This is a genomic window from Candidatus Polarisedimenticolaceae bacterium (genome assembly GCA_036376135.1).
Classification (GTDB): domain Bacteria; phylum Acidobacteriota; class Polarisedimenticolia; order Polarisedimenticolales; family DASRJG01; genus DASVAW01.
The window spans coordinates 1-2,780 of the sequence record DASVAW010000098.1 but is presented as its reverse complement, the minus strand read 5'-3'; the positions used below and the strand labels follow the sequence as shown (position 1 = coordinate 2,780).

The following is a 2,780-nucleotide window of genomic DNA, read 5'->3' as shown; positions in this document are numbered from 1 at the left end:
TCGTTCCGTCAAGTGGACCGGATCGGGACCAGTTCGAACTGAGTCCGACTTGGGGCGCCAGCTTTCGAGAATCGGATTAGTATCAGTTAGACCGATACCCATGAAACCCTTGGAGACGATCGGTCGCTTCGACCGGTTCCTCGCGGACGAGGGTCTGCACCTCGACGCCGTCGTCATCGGTGGCGTCGCGATGGCACTGCTCGGCGTTCCCTCGCGTCAGACCAGGGACTGCGACGTTCTCACCCCGCAGATTCCCACCGCAATTGTCGACGCGGCTTCCCGGTTCGCTGCGCGGGAGCGGGAACGCAGCCAGGCGCTCGATGAGTCCGACCTGCGGACGAGGCTCGGTCATGCCGTTTAGCCGAGCGGTCGAGACTTCGGCGTTGCCGGAGGGATCACGCCTGACTTCCGACATGGTCGGGATCGGCATGCGGTTCGCCGCGGACGCCGCCGTCGAGCCCAACATCGAGGACACGATCATCGCGGCGTCCGTCGAGGGGATGGAGCGGGACGATCTGCGCGTGCTGGCCGTGCTCACCACCTGGGTTGGAATCCACCACCCGCGCGTGAACGCGGATCGTCTCCTGAGAGCGCTTTCCAGCCAACCGTCGCCGAGGGTTCGCGTCTATTGGGCGGCGATCGGCGGCTGGCTGGGGAAAGACCGTCGCCTTGCGCGGCTCGCCACGCTTCACGAAGGCGCGAGGATCGATCTGCTTCGCGCGGGCACGGCGTTCCAGGTGCGCAGACGAGGCGAGGACCCTCGTTTCGCCGACGCCCGGTTGCGCGTCCCGGCGGGCGTCCTGCGCGACCGAGCTTCCGACGTGCTTCCCCCGGCGGATCTCGCCCTCCGTCACGGCACGTACCGCCTTCGAATCCTGATGGGACCGAGCTACCGCGCCGACATGTGGGCGGTGCTCGAGCGGGAACCGGACGCGACGGCGGCCGAGCTTGCCCGTCGGACCTACGGCTCGTTCGCGACCGCGTGGGGCGTCAAACGAGACTGGGCGTTGCTCCACCCGAAGGCCGAGGTTGCGAAGCCCCCTACTCCCCCCTCAACGCCCGGATCGGATCGACCTTCGCGGCCCGCGAGGCGGGGTAGACGCCGCTGACGACGCTCGCCGCGATCGCGAAGGCGCAGGCCCCCGCGACGAGCCACAGCGGGAAGGCGAACACGACGACCTCCTGGGTCGCCCCCTTCGAGCGGGCGTAGGCCGAGACGCCGAGTCCGATCGCCCACGCCGTGACCCGCCCGAGCGCGATTCCGCCGATCCCGCCGAGCAGTCCCACGAGTCCCGCCTCGACGAGGAACAACACCCGGACGTCGCCGTCGGAGGCGCCGAGCGCCTTCCAGGTCCCGATCTCGCGGTAGCGCTCGAGGACGCTCATCAGCAGGGTGTTCACGATCCCGAGGCCGGCGATCACGAGCGCGACCGTCCCGATGGCGCCGAGGATCACGTCCATCACGATGAAGTAGGTCCGCATCGACTCGAGGCGCGAGGTCATCGAATACGTCTTCCAGCCCATCTCGCCGAGGCTCTTCTCGATCGCCTCGACCTCGGCCGCGCCTTTCGCCCGCACCACGATCGTGCCGTATCCGCCGGTCGGCTCCGCCGTCTCGTCCCGGCGAAGCGCCGCGAGAGCCCCTTCGGCCGACACCCCCGGCAGGGCGCGCATCACGTCGGTCGGCAGGAGCGCGGCGCGCGAGGCGGCGGGCCCGTACCACCCGGCCCCCTCGATGAGCCCGACGATCCGCAGCGTCGTCGTCGTGCGTTCCCATCGGAACCCCACAGGGAAGGTGGGCACGAGTCCCGCCGAGACGGCCTGCACTTCGCCGCCGACGGCGGACTCGGGGGGATCGAAGCCGAGGTTGCGCGCGACCTCCGAGCCGAGGAGCGCCTCGGCGGCGGTCCCCTCGGAGAAGAACGAGCCGTGCTTGACGAGCCGCTTCACGAACGGAAGGGACGCCGCCTCTCTCGGGATCGCGGAGGCGTAGGCCGCGCTCTTCTTCTCCCCGGCGACGAGCTCGATCCCCTTGCTCATCTCGGGGTAGGCGAGCGCCACCCCCGGGATCGCGCGGATCCGCTCGAGGGCGGCGTCGTCGAGCGGATCCGCGTCCTTCTTGTCGCGATCGGCGGAGACCTCGATGCGGCTGAGCAGGTCGAGCTCGTCGAACGGAAGGCGCGCCTGGCGCTCGATCCCCTCGGCGAAGGCCACCATGGCGACGAGCGCTCCCGTCGCGATCGCGACGCCCAGCGAGGTCAGCGTCGTGCGAAGCGGTGTGCGGCGGACCCCCTCGAGGGCGAGCTTCAGCAGCTCCCAGAACCTCACGGGCGCTCCTCCGCGACGACGCGGCCGTCACTCAGGCGCACGACGCGGGAGGCCTCGCGCCGCGCGGTCGCCTCGTCGTGGGTCACCGCGACGACGGTCGCTCCGGCCGCGCGCGCCTCGCGCAGCGCCGCGAGGACGTCCTCGGCGTTCTTGCGGTCGAGGTTTCCGGTGGGTTCGTCGGCGAGGAGCAGGGGAGGGTGGTGCACGAGCGCGCGCGCGATCGCCACGCGCTGCTGCTCGCCTCCCGAGAGCTGACCGGGGCGGTGACCCGCGCGTGCCCCGAGCCCCACGCGCTCGAGCGCCTCGGAGGCGCGTCGCGCGCGCTCGGCCCCGTAGACCCCCTGGAACGTGAGCGCGAGCGCGACGTTCTGCTCGGCGGTGAGGCTCGGAACGAGGTGAAACGACTGGAAGACGAAGCCGACCGTCTCCCTGCGGTACATCGCGCGGGCGCG

Annotated in this window: 4 protein-coding genes; 2 read left to right on the top strand and 2 right to left on the bottom strand. The window is 70.7% G+C overall.

Translation table 11 applies throughout. The features are described 5' to 3' along the window. Positions 1-100 precede the first annotated feature (100 nt). Positions 101-361, top strand: coding sequence for a hypothetical protein (locus VF139_09895; protein ID HEX6851705.1), 261 nt, complete (start codon positions 101-103; stop codon positions 359-361). Next, complete coding sequence (locus VF139_09890; protein ID HEX6851704.1) at positions 351-1,109, top strand: hypothetical protein; 759 nt, start codon at positions 351-353, stop codon at positions 1,107-1,109. Before VF139_09895 ends, VF139_09890 begins: the two co-directional genes overlap by 11 nt. Here VF139_09890 and VF139_09885 read toward each other — a convergent pair. Together VF139_09885 and VF139_09880 are read right to left on the bottom strand one after the other, a co-directional pair. Then, positions 1,042-2,328, bottom strand: coding sequence for an ABC transporter permease (locus VF139_09885; GenBank protein HEX6851703.1), 1,287 nt, complete (start codon positions 2,326-2,328; stop codon positions 1,042-1,044). The two genes, VF139_09890 and VF139_09885, sit on opposite strands and share 68 nt — an antisense overlap. Next, a partial coding sequence (locus VF139_09880) for an ATP-binding cassette domain-containing protein (protein ID HEX6851702.1) occupies positions 2,325-2,780 on the bottom strand: 456 nt, incomplete at its 5' end. The genes VF139_09885 and VF139_09880, both read right to left, overlap by 4 nt.

Bases quoted from the DNA above. Each gene is read 5' to 3' on its own strand.
- VF139_09890 (HEX6851704.1), top strand. From the start codon at position 351: ATGCCGTTTAGCCGAGCGGTCGAGACTTCGGCGTTGCCGGAGGGATCA.
- VF139_09895 (HEX6851705.1), top strand. From the start codon at position 101: ATGAAACCCTTGGAGACGATCGGTCGCTTCGACCGGTTCCTCGCGGAC.